Source organism: Cohnella faecalis (genome assembly GCF_003570905.1).
GTDB lineage: Bacteria > Bacillota > Bacilli > Paenibacillales > Paenibacillaceae > Cohnella > Cohnella faecalis.
This window is the reverse complement of the sequence record NZ_QXJM01000056.1, coordinates 153,191-172,618: the sequence shown is the minus strand read 5'-3', so window position 1 is coordinate 172,618 and position 19,428 is coordinate 153,191. Positions and strand designations below refer to the sequence as shown.

The following is a 19,428-nucleotide window of genomic DNA, read 5'->3' as shown; positions in this document are numbered from 1 at the left end:
AGGGAGACCGTCTCGAACGGCTCCCCGCAGCTCTTTTAATGCCAGACCGTTCAGAACGCGAAGATGCCTTCCGCACAGCGCCGATTTACGCTGTGGCGGTCGAACAATTCGGCTATTCGCGAAGAGAAGAGAGCTCTCCGGCAATCGCCTCGTATTGCTCCTTCGAGAGAGCGCTGCCCATCGGGCCGTTCGCAGCCATGCCGAGCGGCATATTGCGCAGGTGGCCCAATTGCTCCGAGAAGCCGGGAGCATGGCGATCCAATACCCGCTTGGCCGCGTCCCACTGCACGAGCTCGCCCAGACGCATGTCGGCCGAGTACGTGCGATAGGACGACTTCGGTCGGGCGAACGCGAAAACGTAATGCCCCGATCCCACCTCGATCAGGACTCCTTCCGGCTGTTGCCGATAAGACAAAATGCCTTGCGCGCCCGCGAGATCGATTCCGTCGACCGCAACTCCGTCTATAACCGCCCCTCGCAGAAGAATGGTGGCCGAAGCGTTCGCTGGCACTGTCGCATAAACCTCCGCCTGTCCGTCTTTGAATCCCCATCCGGCTTCAACCTTGCCGTACATCGATTCATAGGCTGCGCGGGCATAGCTCAATCGTCCTCCCGTGAAGTCAGGCTCTATCCGAATTCGCTTATAGCCCGGCTTCGCGCCGTCCGGAGACAGTCCCGCTATTCGGCGGTACATCCATTCTCCTACAGCGCCGTAAGCGTAATGATTGAACGAATTCATATCGTCGCTCCAGAACGAGCCGTCCGGCTTGATGCCGTCCCAATGCTCCCAGATCGTCGTCGCGCCCTTGGACACCGAATACAGCCAGGACGGATACGTCTTCTGCAGCAGCAGCTTGACGGCCGTCTCGTGATAGCCGTTGTCCGACAGCGCGAAGCAAAGGTACGGCGTACCTACGAACCCGGTCGTCAGGTGGTAATCGTTGTCGACGATGAGCTCGTTCAAATCCTTCGCTATTCTAGCGCGATCTTTCGTGTCGACCAAGTCGAACACAAGTGCGAGAATGTGCGCGGTTTGCGTCTGGGCGGCCACCCGGCCGTTCGGCGTAATGAATTCGTCGCGGAACGCCGCCGCTACTCGCTCGGCAAGCTCTCCGTAATATGCCTCATCGTCCGCATAGCCGAGCACACCCGCCGTATCCCTTACGATCCGGGAGGAAAGCGCGAAGTAAGCCGCCGTCACCATATGGTTAGGCGTCGCGCCCATATAGCTGCCTTCCTTCGCATCCAAAGCGAGCCAATCGCCAAAATGAAAGCCGGTGTTCCAAATATGCTCGCGCTCGCCCTGAGAACGAATATAGTCGACCCAGCCCTTCATGCTGCCGTATTGCTCGGCCAGCAGGCGCTTGTCCCCGAGGCTGGCGTACACCGCCCACGGAATGACCGTCGCCGCGTCGCCCCAGGCTGCGGAGGAATAGCCTTGAATGATGTTCGGAACGACGAACGGCACACCGCCGTCTGGGAGTTGATCGGCTTGCAGGTCGCGCAGCCACTTGGTAAAGAAAGCTCCGCCGTTATAGTTGAACAAGGCCGTACCCGCGAACACCTGGGCATCCCCCGTCCAGCCGAGACGCTCATCCCGTTGCGGGCAGTCGGTTGGCACGTCGAGGAAATTGCCTCTCTGTCCCCAGACGATGTTCCGTTGCAGACGGTTGACCATTTCGTCGGAGCATTCGAACGCTCCGGTCGGCTCCATGTCCGAATGAAGAACTTCGCCGACAAACGCGTCCAGCGGCAATTCGCCCGGCTGTTCAGGGAACCCTTCCACCTTCACGTACCGGAAGCCCTGAAAAGTAAAATGCGGGCATACGTTTCCGTTCCTTCACCTTTGGCTATATAGACAACCGTCTGTTTGGCCGTCCGAATGTTGCCTCTGTAGAAATTTCCATCTTTGTCGAGCACTTCGGCATGCGTCAGCTTGATCTCGGTACCTGCCGGCGCCGTGACCGAAAAAACGAATGCGCCCGACCATATTTTGCCCCATATCGAGAACCGCGTCCCCTTCGGGAGTTGCGATGGCGGCGATCGGCTTCACGAGCTCCGTCACCCGCGTCGGCACGTTCTCTTGGGCGACCAGATTGGCGAATGGAAGCTCGATCGCGACTGCCGGAATCCAAGACGAGTCGTCAAAACCCGCGTCGCTCCAGCCGCGCTGCTCAAGACGGGCGTCGTAAATTTCTCCGTCGTAAATTTCAGATAACCGAATAGGTCCCGTCGAAGCCTTCCAGGACGAATCGCTTGCGATGACCGTCTCCGTTCCATCGCCGCAGCGAATATGCAATTGAACAAGAACGGCTCTTCGGTCGCCGTAGTGATTGGATTTGTTTTCCCAGCCCAGCCGTCCCTTGTACCAGCCGTTCGCCACCGAGACCGCCAGCGCGTTTTCCCCTTCTCGAAGCTGCTCGGTCACGTCGTATGTTTGATATTGAAGCCGCTTGCGGTAGCTGGTCCAGCCCGGGGCCATTTCCTCATCGCCGACTTTTCTCCCGTTCAAGTAAAGCTCGTACACGCCAGCCGCCGTGGCGTATACTCGCGCGAAACGATATCCCCTCGGCTCAGATCGAACGGCTTGCGCAGCAGGAACGCCGGCTCCGAATCGGGGGCGATCGCCTCCGGGTCCGGTGAGATCCATTCGGCCTTCCACTCGTCCGACTCCAGAAAAGCGGTCTCCCACCACGCCGACTCGCTCCACTCGGACTCGCGTCCGAAGCCGTCCCAAGCTTTGATTCGATAATAATAGCGCGTCCGGACGCCAGCGCAGGCCCGCCATAAGGGATATGCAAGCTTTCGTCCGACGTTACGCGCCTGCTGTCCCACACCGGATTTGCAAAATCCTCCCGGCCTTCGGCCACTTGAATGCGATACGATTCTTGAACCGTCGAACGAAAGTCCGATTCAAGCTTCCAGCTCATTCTTGGACATGGGACGTCCGTCCCGAGCAAGTCCTTCCGATATTCCGCAGTCAAGCTATAGATGCGCAGTGCCGCCATGCGTGCGTCCCCTCCAAGTTGCGATAATAACCTCTACCCTCATTTTAGCGAAGCTCTCCGAGCGCCACTTCCACTATGACGACCTCTTTTTTTCGTTTTGCCGACTATATTGAATGTGCAGGCGATGATGGACCCACGGCTGATCTGCATAGTTTACGCAAAAAAATCCACCCTTCCGCCCGAATGGCGAAAGGATGGATCGGCACCGCATTATGCAAATCGTTACTAACGGGCTCAAGTTAGACGGCTACTTGCCGCTTCCTATGCCGCTTTTCTCAAAATACGAGTTGTCCACGATTTTCGAGACATCGACCTTCTGCTTGATGACCTGATGCTCGAACAGGAAATCGGCAATCGTCTGATGGGCTTGAATATATTTGGCGTCCACCGGCTGATTGATCCGATTGATATGATTCATTACTTCGCTGACAAACGGCTTTTCCATTTTTTTGAATGTGGCCAAAATGTCGGCAGCTTCGTCATGATGATCGTAGTACCACTTCCGGCCCTTCTCGTACGTCTGCAAGAAAGCGACGACCAATTCGGATGCTTCTCCGCAAATTCCGATCTGGCCAGCGCAAAAATCGGACTGATCGCATTGACCTGCTTGTTGTCGATCAGCACGCGGGCTTCCTTCTGCTGAATCTCGCTCGTCAGAAGGGGGTCCCATATGGCCCAAGCGTCGACAGAGCCGCCATCGAAGGCGGGCTGAGCTTCGTTCGGCTCCAAATAGACGATTTCCAGATCGGACGGCTTTAAGGAAGCCGCATCGAGCACTTTATATAGAAAATACCAGGCGCTGCTTCCCGGGCTACCGCCACTTTTTTCCCTTTCAAATCCTGCAAGCTCTTGATGCTGCTATTTTTGGATACAAGGAGCGAGCTGTCGTTCAAGCCGTCCGTCGTCAATGCGATGATCTTGAAATCGATATTTGCCGCTTGTCCGACAACGACGGGCGCGCTCGCCGCCAGCCCCAAATCAAGCCGCTTGGCTGCCATCGCCTCAAAATAGAGAGCGCCGCTTTGAAATTCCAGCCAGTTGACCTTGGCTCCCAGCTTAGCGAACTCCTCCTCGAAAAACCGTTTCTCTTTCGTTACGCGCATCGGATCGAGCGATTGCTGGAGACCGATGTTGACCGTTACTTTGTCGGCTTGCTGAGGGGTTTGGGAAGATTGGGCGGTATTGGTATTAGTATTTTTTGCGCTATTTGCGCTATTCGACTCTTTCTCGGAGCATGCGGCCAGAAAAACCGTTATTGCCAGCATTACGCTCACTATCCATCCGATTCTGCTTTTCATTCTTGTTTGGCCTCCATTAGATTAGCTTCCGTTGCTTTTTGCTTCCGTTCGGCAAGCTCTAGCCTTTATAGCTGTCCTGCCATTTCAACAGCCAATGCTCCAGCATGCGCACCAGCGAATCCGTGAGCTTGCCCGCTGCCGCAAATAAGAAAATACCGATAAATACGACATCCGTCCTAACGAAGGTCCGGGCATCTTGAATCAAAAAACCGACGCCGCGGCTCGCACCCATTAATTCCGCCACGACCAGCAAGAGCCATGACACGCTGAGCGACAATCGCAGCCCAAGCAGCACGTTCGGCATGGCGGCCGGCAGCACAAGACGGGTTATTTGCCGAAACCGGTTGAACTCCAGCACCTTGGCGACGTCGAACAGCTTGGCGTCCACGTTGCGGACTCCGAGAAACGCGTTCACGTATAACGGGAAAAAAGCGCCGAACGCTATCAACAGCACTTTGGACGTTTCCCCCAAGCCGAACCATAGGATGAACAGCGGAGTAAGCGCCAGCAGCGGGATCGTCCGAAGCATTTGCATCGTCGGGTCAAGCAGCTCCTCGGCCCGGACGAACATCCCGACGACAAGACCGGCCAGCAGCCCGAGGCTTCCGCCAAGCAAAAACCCGAGCATCGCTCGAACGACGCTGATTTTCAAATGGTCGATCAATTCACCGGACACGATCATCTCGTAAAAGCTGTTCAATATCGTCGACGGGGCGGGAAACAGAATCGCGTCAACGATGCCGTTCGAGCTGAGATATTGCCAGACAGACACAATCAGTATCGGAATGACGCTTCCCAGCACTACCTTTTTGCCGACTGACGAACGCTTGCCGGATGCGAAAAGATTAAATTTCCCAATCATCTTCTTCCGGCTCCTTATGCTCCAAAGTTCGCAAAACATGCGTTCGCAGGTGTTGGAATGCGACGCTCGAACGGTCGCGCGGAATCAACAGCTCAACCGGAACGATTTGCTTGATGCGTCCGGGGCGCGAATCCATAATGACGACTCTGTTGGACAGAAACAGCGCTTCGTCAATATCGTGGGTAACGAACAGCATCGTCGTGCGATGCTCGCGCCAAATGTCCAGAAGAGCCTCCTGCAAATGGCTTCTTGTGAACGCATCCAGCGCGCCGAAAGGCTCGTCGAGAAGCAGCACCTTTGGGTTGCGCAGAAGAGCCCGGGCGATGGCTACTCGTTGCGACATCCCTCCGGACAGCTGCCTGGGGTACGCTTTCTCGAAGCCTTTTAGTTTCACTAGCTCGATCAATTCATTCACCCGCAAGCGGACATCCGGGTCCCGCAAAGACAGATCGGCCGCGATGTTGCCTTCCACCGTCAGCCAAGGGAACAATCGATGCTCCTGAAAAATAAACCCTTTTTCCCGGGACGCTCTCGTGATCCTCGTTCCTTCCAAAAGCACTTCCCCTTCGAAGTCGACGTCCAAGCCCGCGACTATTTTGAGCAGGGTGCTTTTGCCGCATCCGCTCGGTCCGATGACGGATACGATTTCTCCCCGGTTCACCGTCAATTGCAGACGCTCCAATACCGGCGCAGCTTTTCCCGCGGAACGAAACGATTTGCTTACGTTGTTTACTTGCAGCAAAGCTGTGGACATGTCGGTACATCCGCCGTGAATGAAGAGCTTGCGCCCATTCTCACGTTTTCGATTGTGACGGCATACGACGAGCGATCTTCTTTCATTTCAATGCACTTGTGCGCAAATGCTTCTCATCCTCCTGACATGACAATGAAGTCTGGAACAAAATAAAAGAGGCCTCTTCCTTGGCAGGAAAGAAGACCTCCATTCATCTGGTCGGCACGCTCTCTTTTATTCTTGGGATTTATAATACTATTCAAGTATACATGAGTCAACAAATATATTTGTTATTCGATTTAATTAGACTAATCCAATAGTTTAATCGAAGTCTTAATAAACTATATCCGCTATTTATTATGAAATTACGACGAAGATCGACAACTACATCCTAAATAATTAATCTAATAAAATAGTACTTTAGTTCACTAAAAATTCGAGTTGTTATTGCCCCTTTAAGCGACTAAGCTACTGTTTCTGAATTTCAAATACGAATTTCCAATTTGCCGTATTCCCCGAATAACGCCCCCTATTTTCGGTGACGGTAACGGTTAACGCTTTGCTTATCTTTTTTGAAATGGACGATGCCTTTATCGAAGAGTCGGACGACCCCGAATCGGGTATTTTGTCCTGTTCTTCGGCATAGGCCCTCAACTTGACGCTTTCAGCAGGCTTTAACTTTAGAATCACCGAAGAGCCTTCCACAATTTCTTTTCCATTGACAGAGCCGCTTGTATACCACTCGTTGCCGACATGATTATTCTCAATCAGTTCGACGCTTACAAGACTGACCTTTACCTTAATCGTCTTAACGGCAGCCGTTGCAGGCTGATTTACAAAAGAAAATACGAGCGTAAGAATTGCAAAAATCTTCAATAGCCCCTTGTTCATAGAGAGTGCCTCCCTCTTAAATATGGTTTCATGCACGCTTGATATATTCTATTAAATCCTTTTTTTCCTTTTTTATCTACAGATTTTAGCGATCCTCTAGCTAAAAAGATAGGACTTGCTAGCCACGCCTTCAATGAAGGTAATGGATAACAAGCCCTGATTTTAAGGATTTACACTTGCATCTGTTGCATACCAAAGAAGATCCTGACGAGTCATCTCTCAGCCATTCGTGCCGCTTTCGACGAAGATGAGGATGGTTTGTACGATTATTCATACAAAATGTCCGCTCGCGGAGTCAAATCTGTCCCTTTTGTATGATTTTTCATACAAACGTTCGCTTCTCAAGCCGTTCATGCGAGTGGAGTTCCATAATCTCGTCACGAACATAATGAAAACTCCCCAACAATCACTTCCACCCGGCCTGCCCAAATAAAGCAATCGCCTTCTCCCGATTGTTGGCAAGCTTGGCAAAATCGAGCGACTGAGCCTTGAATGTCCCCCACGAACGAAGCAGGTCGGGAATGGCGGCCTTCGGGTTGACCGGGTATTCGAAGCTTTCGCTCGACAGTAACGTCTGTCCTTCGGTGCCGGTCATGAACTCCACGAGCTTGCGCGCGTTGTCTTCGTTCTTTGCGTGAAGCGCCAGGCCGATTCCGCTAATATTGACGTGCGTCCCGCCGGTCTCCTGATCGGGAAAAAAGACGCCCAAGCCATCCGGAATGCGCGCTTCTTGCGAATCTTCGGATACGGACAGCTGCCCGACATAATAGGTATTCATAATGGCGATGTCTCCAATCCCTTCCGCAATCGCCATCGCTTGCTCCCGGTCGCCGCCCTTGGGAGCCCGAGCCATGTTTTCTGCAATGCCCCGCGCCCAGCTTGCCGCACGCCCCTCTCCGTTCAAGGCGATGAAGGAAGCGAGCAAAGATTGGTTGTACAGGCTTGACGAGGAACGAACGAGAATTCGGCCCTTCCATTTCGCGTCCGTCAAGCTTTCGTAAGTCGAAAGCTCCTCGCGCTTCACCCGATCCTTGGCGTAGACGATGACTCGCGCGCGGGTCGCCACGCCGATCCAGTAATGCTCCGGATCGCGCCACCTGGCGGGGACGTTGTCATCCAATACGGCCGATTGCATAGGCTTCAATACCTGTTGCCGCTTCGCCTCGTTCAGAACGCCTCCGTCCACCGTAAAGAACAAATCCGCTTCCGAAACCGCGCCTTCCCGCTTCATCAATCCGATCAGTTCCTCCGCCGTCCCTTTTACCTCGTTGACCTTTATCCCGGTTTTTTCGTGAATGCTTCGAATACCGCTTCATCCGCCGTGTAATGACGTGCCGTAAATACCGTTACCGATTTGCCTGCGGCCGCTATTTCCCGCTCTGCGATCGCGCGGCTCTCAGGCGCATTCCGCTGCGGTTCGCGTTCGGACCCGCCGCTATCGCAACCTGCTAAGATTAGCAATATTGCGGCGATCAACATCATCCGTCTCAAAACAAATCCCTCCCGGTATTAAGCGTCATTAGGCAACAAAGGCAGTATAATAGTTACCGTCGTTCCAACCGATTCCTGACTTCGGATAGCAAGCGTCCCTTGATAGCGTTCGACCAGCCGCATCGCAATCGCGAGACCGAGCCCATTGCCGCCCAACTCTCTGCTTCTTGCTTTGTCCACCCGATAGAACCGATTCGTTACCAAGGGCAAATCCTTGGCCGGAATGCCGATGCCGTAATCCGTCACATGAATATGAACCCGATCGTCCCGCAGGTCCGCCCCGATTAGAATTTCGTTGCTCCGATAAGAATATTTCACGGCGTTATCGAGCACGATGAGCAATATTTGCTCCAAATGCGCGCCGGACATCGCAAGTCTCGCATTCGAGACCGCCTCCAGATCCGTCAACAGCTTGAATGCCGGAAAAATAAGAGCGACCCTCTTCACGATAGCCTGAATTTCGTCCTTCGGCCTCATCGGCGCCGAATCTTGAACGAGCGTCATCTTCTCGGCGCGGGAAAGGGCAAGCAGCTCCTGAACAAGTCCCTTCAGTCTTGCGAACTCCTGCTGCGAAGCCTCAAGCGATTCTTCCAATACTTCAGGGTTTTCTTTACCCCAACGTTGCAGCAGGCCTAGATGGCCTTCAATGATGGCGATAGGAGTTCGCAGCTCATGGGAAGCGTCTTCCACGAACCGGCTTTGTTGGCGGAACGACTCTTCCACCTTGTCCATCATTTCATTGAATAAGTGCATGAGCGTTGCGATTTCATCGCCGTTGGAGGCCGGAACCATCCGCTCTTGCAGCCCTTTGTCTCTCACTCCGCGCAGCGTGAGGGCCATCGCTTGCAGCGGCTTCAGCAGTCTCCAGGATAACAGCCACCCGACCAGAACGCTCAGGCCGACGGCAGCTATTGCGAACAAGTACATAACCTTGGATATCGCCGCCGTCAGTTCCTCGAACTCATCCATGCTTTTCACGATTTCGACGGTGCCTTCGAATTCGAATATCGTTAGCGGGCTTCTCAGTATTAACGCGGAATGCTCGTTGTCCCGGGCGATCGCCAACTGCTCGTGAGCGGAGGATACGGGTTCCAGCCATGTCTCGGACAACTGATCGGTAACGGTTAGAATCGGAACGCCGCTTGCGTCGATAATCCGAATCCGTTGATCGTCGCGGTTCACTTTCTCCAAGTAGTGCCGGATGTCGGGAAGCTCGTCGGCCGTGAAGCCCGATTCCCGTTCGAGAAAATAATTGAGAATGCCGTTCATGCTCCGATGAGCCGCGTCCTTCTCGCGATTTATGATCCATTTCTCCATGATCAAATATTGAAGCGCATTGTAGCCCGCGAACAGAAGCGCCAGCAATACCGCCGACCCCAGCGTCAGCTTGATTTTAATGGGCATTCGCGAGAAGACGCTCGTCCATCGCCGCATTCTCATTTTCTCATCACGTATCCAATGCCCCTTAACGTCTGAATGTAGCTAGGCTGACCCGCCAAATCGATCTTCCGTCGCAAATACCGGACGTACGTATCCACGACGTTCGTGTCGACGGCCGTCTCGAAGCCCCATACTTTATCGAGCAGCGTCTCGCGATCGAGCACCCGGTTAACGTTGCCAAGGAAAACCTCCAGCAGGTGGTATTCTCGTTTGGTCAAATCGATAGACTCCCCTTCACGGAGGACGAGACGGGTGTTCGGGTCCAGACTCAGTCCCTGGAACGAAAGGACGGGCAGTCGCTCGCCTTGAATTTCGCGCTGTCTTCGGAATACGACTCTCATGCGCGCCAGCAGCTCGCCGATGGCGAAGGGCTTGGGCAAGTAGTCGTCCGCTCCGCAGTCGAGTCCCGTTATCCGGTCGGTTACGCTGTCTTTGGCGCTAAGCATAATGATCGGAGTGTATTTGATCGAGCGAACTCTGCGGCATATTTCAAGACCGTCGATTCCGGGAAGCATGAGATCGAGAAGGATGATGTCCCAATCTTCCGCCAGCGCGAACTGAAGCCCTGCGTTTCCTTCGGATGCGGTCGTTACCGCGAAGGATTCGTAGCGAAGCTCTAGCTCGATGAACCGCGACATATTTTTTTCATCTTCGATGAGCAGTATCTTTTTCATCGGAACCCTCAATATTGAGAATGATTATCATTTTTAAGTTCATTTTAATCGAGAATGACGCCCTATTCAATACTTGTTTTCGACAAAACGATCGTTGTGTTGCGAAACGGCGTTAAGCAGCCCGACGGTTCGTCGCAGATCGCCGCCTCCGGGAACAATTGGTTCATCGCTTTTCCGACATGGCCGAAGCCTACAATTCCAACCTTCATCGTTGCTCACGCTCCTCGTGATGTTTGCCGTTTCTCATCCTTTTTCTTTTGCACGCCCAGCAAAATAAAGAGAACCAGATAAAAACCCCAATAAAGGGCAAATTCCTCCACCGACGGATTCTGAGTATAGCCGAGGAACGCCTTGAAAAAGATGCCGACCTGACCGTTAATAAGCGGATGCTCGCCGGTATCCCGAATATATTGCGTCTCGTCCAGCGGATGCTCGGGCATAAACGCCGTTATATTGTATAGTTCCCCGATCTCGCCGCCCGGAGTCCGGTACAACGTGCCCATCATTCCGATATCCTGCATAATGCCGACCGCCTGAACGATCAAGCCTCCGGCAATCATTAACAGGAAAACGCTTGTGATCCGAAAGAACGCTTTTAACGGAATTCTTCTCGTCCCCTTGAAGAAAAAATAGCCTATGATCAACGCAAGCAGGAGCCCGTACAACGCCCCCTTGCTTTGCAGCGCCCGCTGGATATCCCCTCCCGTTATGGCCGCGAAAAAAAACACGGTCTCGACGCCTTCCCGCACAACGACGAGAAACGAATGGAGGATCATGTTAAGCGCGCCGCCAACGGTCAAAATCGCCGCGACCTTGTTCTCGACCTCCCCTTGCATATCGCGGCTCTGCCGGCTCATGAACAGCACCATATGCGAAAGCAGAACGCTGGATACGAGCATGATTCCGATCTTCAAGTAGTTCTGGCTGCCCATCGTCGAGAAGCCGGTCAATACCGTTTGGAACAGCAAAGCGACGCCGTAGCTGGCCACGATTGCGAGCAGGACGCCGACCCACACCCATTTGTTCCATTTCGTTTGGCCGATTTTCTTTAAGTAAGTCAAGATGACGCCCACGATCAGAATTGCTTCGAACGCCTCGCGGAACGTAATAAGAAAGGATTGCAAGCCCATGCGATTTTCTCATCCTTCACTTGGAAAATAAGGGCGGAAAACACCTGCGCGGTTAGGCGCAGGCGTCCCCTGTGGCTTCGTTATGCGTTGCGTTATCGAAGAATGATAATCGACTGCTTGTCGTTGAACACGCCTTTGCCGAACAGCTCGGCGACAGCGCGCAGCGGGATGAACGAGCTGCCTTTTTCCAGCACGACCGGCTGATCCAGCTTAACCGTCTCATTAACTTTGCCGTCCTGTACGATCGTATCGGAACCGACCTTCAGTTCGGTCGTTTTTCCGTCCTTGACGATTTTGACCGTTTTCGTTGTGTTGTCGTAGGAAACTTCAGCGTTGATTGCATCGGCTATCAAGCGTACCGGAACGAGCGTGCGATACGTCTTTTTATTGATGTATGGCGCGCTTGCAGCCGTGCGGGTTTGACCGTCGACCGTATAGTTTTTGTCGCCGAGCGTAAGCTGAATGCCGTCTTTTGGAGCGAGATATTTCAGCATTTGGAACGAAGCGGCTTTTGCGGCATTCAAGTCCGAACGGTCGACCGCGTCCGCGAATTGCTGCGCGAAGCCGGAAGCCGCCGCATACTCATCTTTAGTCATGAATGCTTCTTGCGTAGACAAGAACATGTTCCCTTCCATCGCATAGCCGCGGGCTCCTTGCAAGTCTCCTGCAGCCAATTTGACGTATGCGTTCGTTACGTATTCGGACACTTTGCCGATCATCGTGCGTTGCAGAGCGGCTTTGATTTTGGCCGTATCGACTTTGGAAGCGTCGCCGGAAGCGAACGCGTTCAGCACATAGTTCGCGTCTTCCACGCTGCCGCCTCTCAAGTACGTATAGACGGGCAGGAAGAGGAAGTAGCCTTCTGTGACGGCAGCCGGCTGATCCGCGGCAGGCTTCGTCGGAATGTTCGTCGCGTAAGTGAACGTAGCAAGCGCATACGTCTTGATAATCGTTTTGTCCAGTACTTGGCGATGTACGTTGAAGTCGTTCACGTTCTTATCGTCGATATCCTTGAGCAGCTGCTCGATCGTTCCTTTGAGAATGCCAACCATATCGAGGCCGTAGGAAGCGTCGCGCTTGGAAACCGTGCTTTGGATGACACCTTCGTAGATTTGCACGACTTTGCCGAACTCCGTCTTGGCGGTCGCGTAGTCTTCCTTCGCCAGAGCGGGTCTTACTTTGTTGCTGATCAGATCGCGCAAGGCGAAGTAGAAGTACCATTGCAAGCCTTTGTCTACCGCTTGCTTGGCTTGGTTCACATTCAGCGAGCCTTTGATCGCGTTATCCAGCACGAAGACGACGTTCTCGTCGATTTTCGGATCGTCGGCTTTGATCGTAGCGTCGATCCGTTTCGTTTCGGTCTGAAATTGGCTGACGTACGCGGCTTTAACCGCCGCCAAGTCCGTCTTGTCGGTGAAGAGCGCCTTAATGCTCGTAAACGCTTGAATCCGCGCGGCGATATCCGCATCCTCGGTAATCTTGAATTTGGATTCGGCGCTGACGACGGAAGCCAGCATGAAGACGGAAGAGAAAACGAGGGTCAAGCTCAGAACCATGGATAATAACTTGCGCATGAAAAATAACTCTCCTTTTTTGATCAATCTCGATTTTTAGATCCAACCTTTTTTGCGAATGAACCATAGGATGCCGCCGCCTACAATTACGACGCCTCCGATAACGAATACGGTAACCTTGCCGTTCGTCTTGTTCGATCTTTCCATCGGCGCATGCCCGGCGCTTGCCTCTTGAGAGGGCTGGTCTTCGGTTGCCGCTTCGGCCGTTGCGGCTCCGGCGTCCTCCGACGGAGCAAGCGACTCGGAAGCTTCCGGTTCGGAAGCCTCCTGCGAAGGTTCCGCGCTCGCCGAAGCCGACGGGGAAGGCTGAGCTTCGGCCGATTCACTCGGACTCGGACTCGGGCTTGGGCTCACGCTTGGGCTCGCGGACGGTGTCGCGGTCGCGGCCGCTTCGTTAGTAGCCGCGGCTGGCTTCTTGTCCGGCTTAACCTCCGGAGAAGCGACGGACGGCTCTTTGCTCGGCGAAGGCTTCGCTTCCTCTTTTACTACTGGCTTGACATAAGCTTTATAAGGGAAGCTCGGCTTGACCTTCGCGTAAACAAAATCAACCTTCTTCTTGAAAACGTCCGGATCGGCCTCTTTCTTGCCAACTCCGAACAAGCCGGGATTTCCGAGCGCTTCCAAAGCGTCATCGAAAGCTTGATTGATTTCGTCCGTTCCTGACGACAAATAAGGAGCGAGGACGTCGTAGGTCGCTTTGGCTTTCGCCAGCAGCAGCTTCGCTCCCGCATAGTCTCCCAGATCTTTCTTCGCATACGTAAACCGGCGATCCAGATTCATGACGAGAACGGCTTTGAAATTCGCGATCAGAAGCTTGGCGTCCTTCGCTTCCGCGTTCTTGTCGAGCGTGACCGCGACCGCTTCGCCAAAATGAGATTTGATTTCCGATCGTCTTGTTTGCAGCGCGGCTGCCGCGGCGCTCCAATCCGCCGATGCTCCGCCAAGCGACGATTCGATCAGCTTGAACGTTTCCGCTACGTCCTCCGTGTTGGCATCCCCGTAGGAATACGCCGATACTTGAGCGGGCGCGAGCCATACGAGAAACAGAATCGCGGCCAGCCCGCTTCGAAGCCATCTGGGCACTTCAACACTCTCCTTTTCGTTATCTTGAATGACCATGCATCCTTAAACGGGTTTTTTCCATTCATACAATGTGATTTCCGCGTATACCGGCTCGAACAACGACTCCGAACGAAAATGGGCAATCGGTCTTACGTAAGCGCCTGCCTCTGGATTTTGCGACAGAAAGCCCTTCAGCACGTGATCGGTGAGCAGCACGCGGCTGCCGGGAGCTGCGCCCGACAGTGCGCGAAAATAATCGAAGGTGACGATTCGCCGATGCTCGTAGCTTGCGCCCAAATATCCGAGAACCCTCGTTTCTTCCCATGTGTACACAACGAACGGTTGCTCCATGGATGACAGGTAATCGTGCAGTTGATAGACGGCCGGCTTCTGTGCCGCTTGCCTCTCCAGCAGTTGGAAGCCGTGAATCGCTTCTGTCGCATACACTCCTGCGAGCGTCATTCCGATTGCTGCCGCGACGACCCGCAGGCTCCCCCGCCTGTCCGCTGACGCCCGCCATAACCTGCCGATTAAACGAACAGCCACTATGTAGATTGCCAGAAGAATCGGCCCCGCGACCGGCGCGATATGTCTCGGCTTCTCGACGTTCTGACCGAGAAGCGCCCAGATTGCATAGGCTGCCAAGCCTACTCCCAGCCACATCGCGTATGTCATTTCGGGATGGCGAGCCGCGCGCTCACCTCGCAGCGTCCACACTCCCCATACGATCGCGGCCAACAAGATCAGATAGAAGATGCCAAGATCTACCGAGCGGCTAAGCAGCACATCGCCAATGAGGTGATCGCCGAAAATCGTTGCCATTCGCTCAAGAATCGGCATCCGTGTCGCTGCGACGCCGCCGCCCCATTCCGAGAAATGGCCGGCTACGAACGCCTTGGACAGCTTCCAGAAGCCGGCCGGCGTCCCTTCGGACATGATCAATCCGCCGATCCAGACCGCCTGCGCGGCCGATGCGGCGACGACCCATGCCCCCAATCGGACGAATCGGTTTTCGTGCGATCCGTAACTCCGGAACCGAAGAGCCCAGAGCAATACCAGCCCGACTCCGAACGGGAAGAACGAGAGCCGTATCCCCATCAGCAAGCCGAACAGAGAAACCGCAACGATATGTTTCCAAGCCGATCTCGGCTTATCCGCGGACTCCCGAACGCTCCAGAGGTACCACCATAGAACCGCGATCCCCGCGCATTCCGACATCGCCCTTGAGCCCATAAGCCATAAGTAAGGCGACATTGCGACCCAGACGGTGGCCCACCAGGCAGGGATCGCTCCGACCCATCTCCTCGCCAGCAGAGCGATTGGGAAGGACGAGCTAAGCGCAAGCATCGCATTAAATACGGTCAGCGAGCGTACGGGATCGGCGATCCAGCGATGAATCGCCGCAGCTCCGGCAATAAAGTAGGGGTACCCGGGAAAATGCGGCTGCATCGCGAGCAGATCGTAGCGATCCAGCGCATACGCGAAATCGACTTCATCCCAGGAATGAACGAACGGACTCCCGAATGCCAGATTGATGCCGCAAAGTCCGATGAGGACGACTGCGGCAGCGGATAATGCGATCGTCCGAACGGTTCGAACCGGCATTTCCTGCCCCTCCCGTTGTTAGGTACATCGTTCCAACACCCCTTAAGACAACGTTTCCTGGATTTTCCCGCTTCGATTCGGCACTTTCCGGCTTCCTGCCGGTCGCCTCATCTCTCTACAAATGGCAGGCAGAACAGCCGACAGGTAGGCTCTCATCTTAATAAAGGATTGACCGCGCGTTCTTACGCGGTAATCGATAGGAACCTCGCGCAGCCGGAAGCCCTTCCTTACCAGATTGAGGGTAAGCACTTGGGCGTAGTTGTAGTCGTGAATAATTTCCGCCCGCTCCATCGCTTCTCTGGAGAATCCCCTCATGCCGGATTGTCCGTCATAAATCCACTTTCGGAGCAGAATGGACTGCAGCAGCGTGAACGCATAATTGCCGAGGCGGCGATGCAATCTCATGCCGTGGATTCGCCCCTTGAACCGGGACCCGAACGTATAGTCCGCCTCTCCCTCCCGAATCGGCGCGACGACATCGGGAATTTGCTCCGGCGGATATTCGTTGTCCGCGTCGATCATGAGGCCGATGTCCGCTCCGAGCGAGCAGCTTTGCGCCAAGCCTTCGCGGACGGCGGCGCCCAGCCCCCGATTCGTCCCGAAGGATACGACCAGATCCGCTCCGGCCTTCTTGGCGACGGCAACGGTACCGTCCGTGGAGCCGTCGTCGATGACGACGACCTGGACGGCGTATTCCGGATGAAAATCGCGCGGAATGCGGGAGATGACGTCTCCGATATCTCCTTCTTCGTTATGCGCCGGGATAAAGACGACCAGCTTCTTGCTTCTGACTGCGTTCATGCGAATTCTCCCTTATGTCCGTATCGATGGTTTGGCTCGATTTAAGCGCATCCGTCAGAACCGGGCCCCGGCTTCGGTTCGGATAGGGCGCTCCCAGCAGTCGGGCGATCGTTGGCGCCATCGAAATGAGCGAATGCCGCTCATCGATCCGGCACCCTTGACGAATGGCCGGGCCGTGCATGAAAAAGGGTACGAACCGCTCGCCTTCGTCCAAATGGCCGTGTCCGCCGATTCCGTCCGCTTGGCCGTGGTCCGCGCATATGATCAGCGTCGTGTTGTTCATCATTCCTCGGTCGGTCAGCCATCCTACATATTCCTCGATCAGCTTGTCGGCCTCGGCAATTTTTTGAATGTATTCGTCGTAAAGCACGCCTCGGCTATGTCCCGTCTGGTCGACGCCGATCAGTTGAACGACGAACAAGTCCGGGTTTTGCTCAGCCATGATTCGCTTCGCCCGTTCGATGATCTGACGGTCGGCCAAATCGTTGTGCATGACCGCCGTCACGCTCTCTACGTCGTCTCCCATCGAGTCGATCAAATGGGCGATGCCGAGGAGATTTCCTTTTTTCCCTACCTTGCGCAGCGAATCGAAGATGCTCTCGACCTTGATGCCCAGCTTCCATACCATGTTGGAGCGAATGCCGTGATCCTTCGGATAAGCTCCCGTGAACATGGAGGAGAAGCACACAACCGTCCGCGCCGGATACACCGTCTCCATCTGCGCGTACTCCGTTCCTTCCGCCCGCAGCTTTTTCAGAAACGGAGCTTCCGCTTCCTCGAATCTTTCCTTGCGCATACCGTCGACGACGATAACGATAACCTTCTCGTTCAGCCCTCTTCCCGTCGCATCCGGATCTTCAGTCAGCCCTTCCTTTTCCTTCGGCTTCCAGTCGAACAGATTGGCGTGCAAAATCCAGCTGTATAACCACAGTCCGGCTGTGAATAAACCTAACGGTACGAGTCCTTCGGAAAGGTCGGCCGTCTGCCATAGCTGCGACTCACCCGAACCGATCGCGCGGTAGTAATGGTTCCAGAGGAACAGCACGAGCAGCAGCTTCGGAAGCTGCTCCTGCGCGTTGCCGCTCGTCGAATCGCTGTTCTTGAGCACCAGCTTCCAGAAGCGGCTGAAGTTCCACCATGTCGTGCCGATGCGCATTCGGTAGTAGAAGGTGCCCCAGAAAAAGACGGTGAAAAAGAAATACAGCCCGATTGCCGAGGCGTAGAGAGACAAATCGGCAGGCTCCCATACGAGCAGCGCTCCCACGACAGGCAGCCACAAATAGTTGCGAAGAAACAGCGGGTAATCGTAGCGATAATAGATAGCCAGCAGCGGAACGACGAGCAGCAGGCTTTGAAAAGCCGCCAGCCAGAAACCGCTGTCCAGCCATTGATCGGCCCTGTACAGCGCGAACGCTCCGACCACGAAGATCGGCAGGAACGGCTTGCCCTCGTTGAGCAAATTCCAGCATCTTGCCGCCACGATTTCAAAAGAAGAAGCTTTTTTCATTGAGATGTCCTTTCGTCGGGTCTCATCGTCCTACCCGGTTGTCGCCGAATCCAGCTTGCGGCCTCCCGCAAGCCAATCGGCATTCGTACGCAGGAATAGCCTCCGAGCAAAAAAGCGGCCGCGAACTTGATGCCATGCGTCAGTAATGCCGCGCCGTACGCGTTCTCCCAGCTTGCTCCCAATAACGACAAGGTGCCGCTTAACGTGGTCTCGTAAGTTCCGAGGCCGCCGGGCGTAATGTGGAACACCTGGCCTCCGACCGTCATGCTGTTCGCCCAAACGAGCGATAACGCGCCAAAATGGAACCCGCTCAAACGGATGACACCGAACAGGATGACGGCTTCGAGCACCCAGCTCAACGTTGTCAAGGCGACAATGTACGGTCCGTCCCGCGACAGCGCAACGGCTTTCACCGTTCGGGCGTGCTTTCGCAAAAATGCCGTCTTCCGTTCCGGCAGCAGCTTCACCGTCACGATGGCGGCAAGTATTAGAACCGCTGCCGCTATCATCGCCGTCCATGATACGGTTAAGCCGAGAAGCAGCATTCCCGCTGACGAAATCGTGCCAAGCACGAGCAAATCCAACAGTCTCATAACAGCGACGGAATGGAGAGCTTCGTCCCATTTTTTTCGGGATGCCTTCATTAGCACGCCGACGCGAGCGAGATCGCCAAGCTTCACCGGAAGCAGATGATTGACCAGCAAGCTGTAATGAATGCCGTGCAAATAAACGGCGAGACGCTGCTCTCTCTTCTCGTATGCGCGCCACGCCTCCGCTTTAAGCACGAACGAGAGCGCATAGGCGGCGAACATGGCCAGAAGCCATCCCGGATGGTCGAGCAGTGTCCGAAGCTGCCGCTGCATCGCGGTATGATCGAACAGCTGCCAGCTCATCAGCACGAACGCAAGGAAGAGCAGCGCCGCAGTCGCGACAACGAACGGTTTGACTCTCACGGAGCCGGGTTGCGTCGAGACGGCTCTTTGTCCATTGCGGCGGTCGCTCCGCTATTCCGTTCGAGCCGCTTTCTTCTTTCTTTTCGCGCCGACTCGGCTACGAGCTTACCGTTCGGCGTAATGACCAACCGGTCATCTACAGCGTCGCCCGATAGACGAACGAGGCCGCTGACGATGAGCCGCTGCGACACTTTGCGAACCGACTGGACCGGCACGTTCAACGATTCCGCCAGCACCGCCGGCTCAGCATCGCCCAGCTCGCTTAACGCCTCGAGCATCGCATACTTGATCCTTGCAGCAGGCGGCTTCCGTCTCGCAGCCCGTTGACGCGGATGCTGCTTCATAGGTCGAAGAGATTGAGCGTTCATCTCCATGCTCCTCTCGAAATGGACATCGTTA

General features: G+C 54.7%; 18 protein-coding genes and 2 pseudogenes. All 20 read right to left on the bottom strand.

Annotation, left to right across the window (positions count from 1 at the left end; translation table 11 throughout):
* Positions 1 to 112: 112 nt before the first annotated feature.
* A pseudogene (locus tag D3H35_RS29005) lies at positions 113 to 3,008 on the bottom strand (family 78 glycoside hydrolase catalytic domain).
* Between the two features lie 247 nt (positions 3,009 to 3,255).
* Complete coding sequence (locus D3H35_RS33215; protein ID WP_233568229.1) at positions 3,256 to 3,549, bottom strand: substrate-binding domain-containing protein; 294 nt, start codon at positions 3,547 to 3,549, stop codon at positions 3,256 to 3,258.
* Between the two features lie 59 nt (positions 3,550 to 3,608).
* Positions 3,609 to 3,785: pseudogene (locus tag D3H35_RS35220) on the bottom strand (aliphatic sulfonate ABC transporter substrate-binding protein); the annotation flags it as partial.
* Positions 3,764 to 4,306 carry a PhnD/SsuA/transferrin family substrate-binding protein gene (locus D3H35_RS28995; RefSeq protein WP_119152560.1) on the bottom strand — a complete coding sequence of 181 codons (543 nt, stop codon included), beginning with the start codon at positions 4,304 to 4,306 and terminating at the stop codon, positions 3,764 to 3,766. The pseudogene D3H35_RS35220 and the gene D3H35_RS28995, both read right to left, overlap by 22 nt.
* Positions 4,307 to 4,364: 58 nt before the next feature.
* On the bottom strand, positions 4,365 to 5,168 hold the full coding sequence (locus D3H35_RS28990) for an ABC transporter permease (protein ID WP_119152559.1): 804 nt from the start codon (positions 5,166 to 5,168) through the stop codon (positions 4,365 to 4,367).
* Positions 5,152 to 5,922 (bottom strand): ABC transporter ATP-binding protein, encoded by a 771-nt coding sequence (locus D3H35_RS28985; protein ID WP_119152558.1) that lies wholly within the window; start codon positions 5,920 to 5,922, stop codon positions 5,152 to 5,154. Before D3H35_RS28985 ends, D3H35_RS28990 begins: the two co-directional genes overlap by 17 nt.
* A gap of 447 nt (positions 5,923 to 6,369) precedes the next feature.
* Positions 6,370 to 6,792 carry a hypothetical protein gene (locus tag D3H35_RS28980; protein WP_119152557.1) on the bottom strand — a complete coding sequence of 141 codons (423 nt, stop codon included), beginning with the start codon at positions 6,790 to 6,792 and terminating at the stop codon, positions 6,370 to 6,372.
* 406 nt (positions 6,793 to 7,198) lie between these two features.
* On the bottom strand, positions 7,199 to 8,026 hold the full coding sequence (locus tag D3H35_RS28975) for an extracellular solute-binding protein (protein WP_325050185.1): 828 nt from the start codon (positions 8,024 to 8,026) through the stop codon (positions 7,199 to 7,201).
* Positions 8,027 to 8,067: 41 nt separating this feature from the next.
* Positions 8,068 to 8,283, bottom strand: a complete 216-nt coding sequence (locus D3H35_RS33210) for a hypothetical protein (protein WP_233568228.1) — start codon at positions 8,281 to 8,283, stop codon at positions 8,068 to 8,070.
* 18 nt (positions 8,284 to 8,301) lie between these two features.
* On the bottom strand, positions 8,302 to 9,717 hold the full coding sequence (locus D3H35_RS28970; protein ID WP_119152556.1) for a sensor histidine kinase: 1,416 nt from the start codon (positions 9,715 to 9,717) through the stop codon (positions 8,302 to 8,304).
* A gap of 2 nt (positions 9,718 to 9,719) precedes the next feature.
* Positions 9,720 to 10,397, bottom strand: coding sequence for a response regulator transcription factor (locus D3H35_RS28965; protein ID WP_119152555.1), 678 nt, complete (start codon positions 10,395 to 10,397; stop codon positions 9,720 to 9,722).
* A 62-nt stretch (positions 10,398 to 10,459) separates the two neighbouring features.
* Entirely contained in the window at positions 10,460 to 10,606 is a 147-nt protein-coding gene (locus tag D3H35_RS31060) for a hypothetical protein (protein WP_158594346.1), read from the bottom strand.
* Positions 10,607 to 10,612: 6 nt separating this feature from the next.
* Positions 10,613 to 11,527: an FTR1 family iron permease gene (locus D3H35_RS28960; protein WP_119152554.1), complete on the bottom strand. Its 915-nt coding sequence runs from the start codon at positions 11,525 to 11,527 to the stop codon at positions 10,613 to 10,615.
* A 92-nt stretch (positions 11,528 to 11,619) separates the two neighbouring features.
* Positions 11,620 to 13,101, bottom strand: coding sequence for a stalk domain-containing protein (locus tag D3H35_RS28955; RefSeq protein WP_119152553.1), 1,482 nt, complete (start codon positions 13,099 to 13,101; stop codon positions 11,620 to 11,622).
* Between the two features lie 36 nt (positions 13,102 to 13,137).
* A complete protein-coding gene (locus tag D3H35_RS28950) occupies positions 13,138 to 14,184 on the bottom strand; it encodes a hypothetical protein (protein ID WP_119152552.1) in 1,047 nt (348 codons plus the stop codon).
* 42 nt (positions 14,185 to 14,226) lie between these two features.
* Entirely contained in the window at positions 14,227 to 15,768 is a 1,542-nt protein-coding gene (locus D3H35_RS28945) for a nucleoporin-interacting protein (RefSeq protein ID WP_119152551.1), read from the bottom strand.
* A gap of 42 nt (positions 15,769 to 15,810) precedes the next feature.
* Positions 15,811 to 16,569: a glycosyltransferase family 2 protein gene (locus D3H35_RS28940; protein ID WP_119152550.1), complete on the bottom strand. Its 759-nt coding sequence runs from the start codon at positions 16,567 to 16,569 to the stop codon at positions 15,811 to 15,813.
* Positions 16,520 to 18,076, bottom strand: coding sequence for an alkaline phosphatase family protein (locus D3H35_RS28935; RefSeq protein WP_119152549.1), 1,557 nt, complete (start codon positions 18,074 to 18,076; stop codon positions 16,520 to 16,522). The genes D3H35_RS28940 and D3H35_RS28935 overlap by 50 nt, the downstream gene beginning before the upstream one ends.
* Entirely contained in the window at positions 18,073 to 19,029 is a 957-nt protein-coding gene (locus D3H35_RS28930) for a lysylphosphatidylglycerol synthase transmembrane domain-containing protein (protein ID WP_119152548.1), read from the bottom strand. The genes D3H35_RS28935 and D3H35_RS28930 overlap by 4 nt, the downstream gene beginning before the upstream one ends.
* Positions 19,026 to 19,397 (bottom strand): hypothetical protein, encoded by a 372-nt coding sequence (locus D3H35_RS28925; protein ID WP_119152547.1) that lies wholly within the window; start codon positions 19,395 to 19,397, stop codon positions 19,026 to 19,028. Before D3H35_RS28925 ends, D3H35_RS28930 begins: the two co-directional genes overlap by 4 nt.
* Positions 19,398 to 19,428: the final 31 nt, after the last annotated feature.

What these genes read in the sequence shown, in the direction of transcription:
- D3H35_RS28955 (WP_119152553.1), bottom strand. Translation starts at nt 13,101, where the DNA reads ATGCGCAAGTTATTATCCATGGTTCTGAGCTTGACCCTCGTTTTCTCT.
- D3H35_RS28990 (WP_119152559.1), bottom strand. Translation starts at nt 5,168, where the DNA reads ATGATTGGGAAATTTAATCTTTTCGCATCCGGCAAGCGTTCGTCAGTC.
- D3H35_RS28940 (WP_119152550.1), bottom strand. Translation starts at nt 16,569, where the DNA reads ATGAACGCAGTCAGAAGCAAGAAGCTGGTCGTCTTTATCCCGGCGCAT.
- D3H35_RS28980 (WP_119152557.1), bottom strand. Translation starts at nt 6,792, where the DNA reads ATGAACAAGGGGCTATTGAAGATTTTTGCAATTCTTACGCTCGTATTT.
- D3H35_RS28965 (WP_119152555.1), bottom strand. Translation starts at nt 10,397, where the DNA reads ATGAAAAAGATACTGCTCATCGAAGATGAAAAAAATATGTCGCGGTTC.
- D3H35_RS28960 (WP_119152554.1), bottom strand. Translation starts at nt 11,527, where the DNA reads ATGGGCTTGCAATCCTTTCTTATTACGTTCCGCGAGGCGTTCGAAGCA.
- D3H35_RS31060 (WP_158594346.1), bottom strand. Translation starts at nt 10,606, where the DNA reads ATGAAGGTTGGAATTGTAGGCTTCGGCCATGTCGGAAAAGCGATGAAC.
- D3H35_RS28970 (WP_119152556.1), bottom strand. Translation starts at nt 9,717, where the DNA reads ATGCGGCGATGGACGAGCGTCTTCTCGCGAATGCCCATTAAAATCAAG.
- D3H35_RS28925 (WP_119152547.1), bottom strand. Translation starts at nt 19,397, where the DNA reads ATGAACGCTCAATCTCTTCGACCTATGAAGCAGCATCCGCGTCAACGG.
- D3H35_RS28945 (WP_119152551.1), bottom strand. Translation starts at nt 15,768, where the DNA reads ATGCCGGTTCGAACCGTTCGGACGATCGCATTATCCGCTGCCGCAGTC.
- D3H35_RS28935 (WP_119152549.1), bottom strand. Translation starts at nt 18,076, where the DNA reads ATGAAAAAAGCTTCTTCTTTTGAAATCGTGGCGGCAAGATGCTGGAAT.
- D3H35_RS28995 (WP_119152560.1), bottom strand. Translation starts at nt 4,306, where the DNA reads ATGAAAAGCAGAATCGGATGGATAGTGAGCGTAATGCTGGCAATAACG.
- D3H35_RS28985 (WP_119152558.1), bottom strand. Translation starts at nt 5,922, where the DNA reads ATGTCCACAGCTTTGCTGCAAGTAAACAACGTAAGCAAATCGTTTCGT.